Annotated in this window: 5 protein-coding genes and 1 pseudogene; all 6 read left to right on the forward strand. The window is 64.4% G+C overall.

Annotated features, from left to right (window positions below; translation table 11 throughout):
• The first annotated feature begins 214 nt into the window (after positions 1–214).
• A complete protein-coding gene (locus ACSDR0_RS49525) occupies positions 215–889 on the forward strand; it encodes a hypothetical protein (protein WP_435295946.1) in 675 nt (224 codons plus the stop codon).
• Positions 832–1,191 carry a hypothetical protein gene (locus tag ACSDR0_RS49530; RefSeq protein ID WP_435295947.1) on the forward strand — a complete coding sequence of 120 codons (360 nt, stop codon included), beginning with the start codon at positions 832–834 and terminating at the stop codon, positions 1,189–1,191. The genes ACSDR0_RS49525 and ACSDR0_RS49530 overlap by 58 nt, the downstream gene beginning before the upstream one ends.
• 589 nt (positions 1,192–1,780) lie before the next feature.
• Complete coding sequence (locus tag ACSDR0_RS49535) at positions 1,781–2,098, forward strand: hypothetical protein (protein WP_435295948.1); 318 nt, start codon at positions 1,781–1,783, stop codon at positions 2,096–2,098.
• A gap of 163 nt (positions 2,099–2,261) precedes the next feature.
• Positions 2,262–2,519: an MFS transporter gene (locus tag ACSDR0_RS49540; RefSeq protein ID WP_435295949.1), complete on the forward strand. Its 258-nt coding sequence runs from the start codon at positions 2,262–2,264 to the stop codon at positions 2,517–2,519.
• Positions 2,520–2,685: 166 nt separating this feature from the next.
• Positions 2,686–3,591 (forward strand): helix-turn-helix transcriptional regulator, encoded by a 906-nt coding sequence (locus tag ACSDR0_RS49545; RefSeq protein ID WP_435295950.1) that lies wholly within the window; start codon positions 2,686–2,688, stop codon positions 3,589–3,591.
• 83 nt (positions 3,592–3,674) lie between these two features.
• A pseudogene (locus ACSDR0_RS49550) lies at positions 3,675–4,192 on the forward strand (hypothetical protein); the annotation flags it as partial.

Here is a 4,192-nt window from a genome sequence, read left to right on the forward strand (position 1 = left end):
CTCAAGCCCACGCACGAAGACAACTATGCTGCCGCGTAGTCGAAAGCCCTGATGTGTCTACCAAACCGGGGCAACTCCACTTGATCCCCAGGCCTTGACGATTTTGCTGTTCTGTCCGGTTTATGACGAGGTCATGGCGGGTTGGTGATCGTGTCTCTGGTTGGCGCATGCGCTGACAAGCAGAGTTGTGGCCAGTCGATGTGAAGGAGCCATCATGATCGCTCTGCTTCAGCGTCAGGAACAACAGACGTCCACCTCTACCTGGCATGGTCCGCTCAGCTATTGCGCAGCGGCCATGGTGGTGCTCGCGGTATTCAGCGGGATCGGCCTTGTGGTCGACGGGCGGATCGTGATGGGGGAGGGGGTGTGGCTCAAGCCGTTCAAGTTCGCGGCCTCCTTCGGGCTGTACACGATCACAATGGCCTGGATGATCAGCCAGGTCCGGCGGTGGCGGCGGACGCTGTGGTGGCTGGGCACCGTGACCGTGGCGGCCTTCATCGTTCCCGAGATCTCGGCCATCGTGTTCCAGGCGGCACGGGGGGTTCGCAGCCACTTCAACGTCTCCACCGCGCTGGACGAGGCGATGTTCATGGCCATGGGAGGCGCCGCATACCTGGGCTGGCTGATGACGTTCGCGCTGGGAGTCTTCCTCGTACTGCAGCGCCGGGTGGATCGGGCGATGGGGTGGGCGATACCGTTGGGGCTGGTCATCTCATTGGCTGGCATGTCCGTGGGCTACCTGATGACCGCTCCGACCCCCGAGCAGGCGGCGGGCTCGAGTTGGCCACGATCGGCGCGCACAGCGTCGGTGCGCCCGACGGAGGCGCCGGCATGCCGGTCACCGGCTGGGAGACCGGCGCGGGCGACCTGCGAGTCGCGCACTTCGTAGGCTTGCACGCCCTGCAGGTGCTTCCGCTGGTCGCTATCGGCCTGGGCATGCTCTCCCGCCGCTTCTCCGTCCTGGCCGGCGCCGCCACGCGCGGTGCCCTGGTGATCGTCGCCGCGTTCGGCTACGCAGGACTTACCGGCTTGCTGCTGTGGCAGGCTCAGCGTGGCCATGCCCTCATCCACCCTGACGGCTTGACCCTGCTCGCCGCCGTCGGCCTTGCTGCACTGGTGGTGGCGGGCGCTGGCCTGATCCTGGCAGTCTCCACGCGGCGCGTTCGTGCGGTGCCTGCCCAGGCTGAGTGAGGCTGAGCGGGCATTCCCCGATCGATGAGCGAGGCATCCCCTGCTGATCGTCGGCTGACGGGGCGTAAGTTTCCAGACGAAACCAGCAGCCTACTACCGGGCCCCCTTCCTGCTGGCTACCCGTACCGGACTTCTACCGGCAAGCGACGACGAGCTTGCGAACAACAACATCCACCGCTACGTCACGACTTCACGAAAGCCTGTGGTTAGCCGTAATGCAGGAACCTGCCAGCCCCCACAGCTTGCTGCCAATCCTTCACGACCTCGCGGCCATGCCGCTGACCTGAGGCAACCACCGTGAAAGAAACCGCAGAAGGCTCCCAAACGGGAGCACGTCTCACGGCAAGTCAGCAGGTCACACGGCGTCCCACGCGATGCTCGACACCACCCGAACATGGCGATTGACATAGGTCAAGGACGTAATTACGGTCTGATCCGTATCTGCGCAGATCCCTATGGCGACGTCAGAACCTCACGGACCGGGCAGCCGCCGCGCCCCTCAGCAGCCCGAGCCCGCCACCCTGCCCCAAACCCGACCAAAGGGTCGTTGGTCCCTGCCCTGAAGCCGGGAATCCCACCAGAGGAGCACATGTTGATCATGCATCGCGCCAACAAACAGCGCGCGCTCGCACTGCTTGCAACGACTATCGCCGTGGCGGCGATGTCCCTGAGTCCCGCCAGTGCCGCGACCGCAGTTGATCGCCCGCTCGCCGCGCTGGCCGACACGGCCATTCCGGCGAGGCCACCGGAATCGGCCGTTAAGGAAATCGAGGCCATCAACCGGTTGATGTTCGACAACCCGGCCCAGTGGGCCGGCGTCTGGTACGACAAGACCAGCGACCGGGTAGTCGCCGCCGTCCCACCTGGCGCGTCACAACAGACGCGAGCAAGCGCCAAGGCCGGGTAGTTAAGGCGCTCGTGGCGCTGTCAAGCATGTGGAGTTCCTGGGACATGGGGGCGGAGATCCGTGGAACGGGTGATCTTCCACAACCAGCCGTCGAAGAACTAGATCTCCGTTGGTTCCTTCCTGGCGTTCCTGGATGTGACGATCACAACCTCGCCTGCCTGCCTTGGCCGTCGACTTTGGTGGGGTCGGCCTGACGTCGTTGTCATGGATGGTGACCCTCTACACGATTCTTTTCGCCGCGTTGCTGGCCCCGGCCGGGCGGATGGCCGATGTGCTCGGGCGCCGCCGCCTGTTCGCCGTGGAGGTCGCGGTGTTGACGCTCGGCTTACTGCCGGCGGCGCTCGCGCCGACGTTCGGACTGCTGCTGGTGGTCCGCGCAGCACCAGGCTGTGGGTGCGGTGCTGGCTTCCTGATCGCCTGATCGAGGTCAAGAAGATGGGTCACCCGGGTGCGGGAACACGGCCTCGAGCACGACACCGAGCCGACGATCGCTTTGGTCACATTGTGATCGTGGTGCGTGTCATCTGGTACGTCGGAGCGATTGCTGATGTCTTTGGAGGATTGTTGTGAGCTTGGCCGGTGTAGGTGTGACCGAGTTTGAGGAGGAGGTGTATCGAGCGCTGCTGCGTGGGGAGGTGGTGGCTGCTGATGGCGGGGCGGATGTGGTGGGGGCGGCGATCGCGCGGCTAGTGGAGTTGGGGCTGGTGCGGCTGGACGGGGATGGGCATGCGGTCGTGGTTGAGCCGGAGGTCGGGATTACGCGTTTGATCAGGCGCCGGATGCGGGAGGCGAACGCGGAGTTGCGTCGGATCTGTGGTGCGTGGGAGGCGCTGCCCGTGCTGACCGCGGAAGGCCGTGGATCGGGCTCTCACGACGATATTGTGCGGATCGAGGATGCCGACGAGGTCGACGAGCGGATCTGGTCCCTTTCGCTGGATGCGGGTGAGGTCCTGGCGATGCATCAGCCGCGGCGGGTTCGCGTGGAGGTGCTACCTGGTCTGCTGCGGCGTCTTGGTGAGGGAGTGCGGTGGCGCACCATCATTGCGCGGGAGCATCTGAAGGACGCGGAGATGGCGGAGTACTGTATGCGTCTGCATCGGGGAGGGGATTGGCACCGGGTCACCGATGGTGTCGTTCAGGAGCTGGTCATTGTTGATCGTTTGGTGGCTTTTGTGGCTGCCGTGCCGGACGGTCATCGGTCCGGTGCGCTGATGATCCGACAGCCGGGCGTTGTGGCCACGTTGGTGGCTCTGTTCGAGCGGGTGTGGGAGCACGCGACTGATCTTGAGTCGGAGGCGTCATCTGAGCTCACCGCGCGGGAGCGACAGATCCTGTGTCTATTGACCACGGTGGCTAAGGATGAGATCGCGGCGCGAGAGATGGATATGAGCCTGCGGAGCTATCGCCGACACGTGGCGGACCTGCTCACCCGGCTTGGCGCTGCCAATCGCGTCCAGGCCGCCGTCCTTGCCCAACAACGAGGCTGGATCTGAGCTGAGGGGATGGCGGGCGTCGTTGAGGCGGAGTACGCCGAACGCACCGCTGGAGGCGACGCGGAGGCGGCGATCGTGAGTTCGTGGTCGGCGTCCTCGACGGCAAAGCGCTGGCGGTTGGGGAGATCGTTCTCCATGACAAGGAGATCTTCGACTACGAGGCCAAATACCAGGTCGGCGGGGCGCTCGAGGTCTTTCCCGCCGAAATCTCCAGCTCCCTGGAAGCTGACCTGAAGACGCTGGCGGCCAGGGCGCACGAGAGTCTCAAACTAGGCTCCTACAGCAGGGTGGACTTCCGCGTGGACGACCATGGCCAGATCTGGTGCCTCGAGGTGAACACCTTGCCCGGGGCTGATCGCCACTACTGTAGCCTTTTGCAAGCCATTATTGGGAATGGAGTCGCCGTGGGCCGCCAACGAGCAAGCCGACGATCAAAAGGTAGGTGCCCTCACGACGGCACCGCTACGACGCAGTCGCCTCGTTACCCAAAGGCGTTGTGTGAGGAATGTATGAATCGGGCCACCTGGAGTTGCCCCGGTTCGGTAGACACGTCAGGGCTTTCGGCTACGCGGCAGCATAGTTGTCTTCGTGAGTGGGCTTG

The organism is Streptosporangium sp. G11, assembly GCF_051192615.1.
Taxonomy (GTDB): Bacteria; Actinomycetota; Actinomycetes; order Streptosporangiales; family Streptosporangiaceae; genus Streptosporangium.

What these genes read in the sequence shown, in the direction of transcription:
- ACSDR0_RS49525 (WP_435295946.1), top strand. Translation starts at nt 215, where the DNA reads ATGATCGCTCTGCTTCAGCGTCAGGAACAACAGACGTCCACCTCTACC.
- ACSDR0_RS49530 (WP_435295947.1), top strand. Translation starts at nt 832, where the DNA reads ATGCCGGTCACCGGCTGGGAGACCGGCGCGGGCGACCTGCGAGTCGCG.
- ACSDR0_RS49535 (WP_435295948.1), top strand. Translation starts at nt 1,781, where the DNA reads ATGTTGATCATGCATCGCGCCAACAAACAGCGCGCGCTCGCACTGCTT.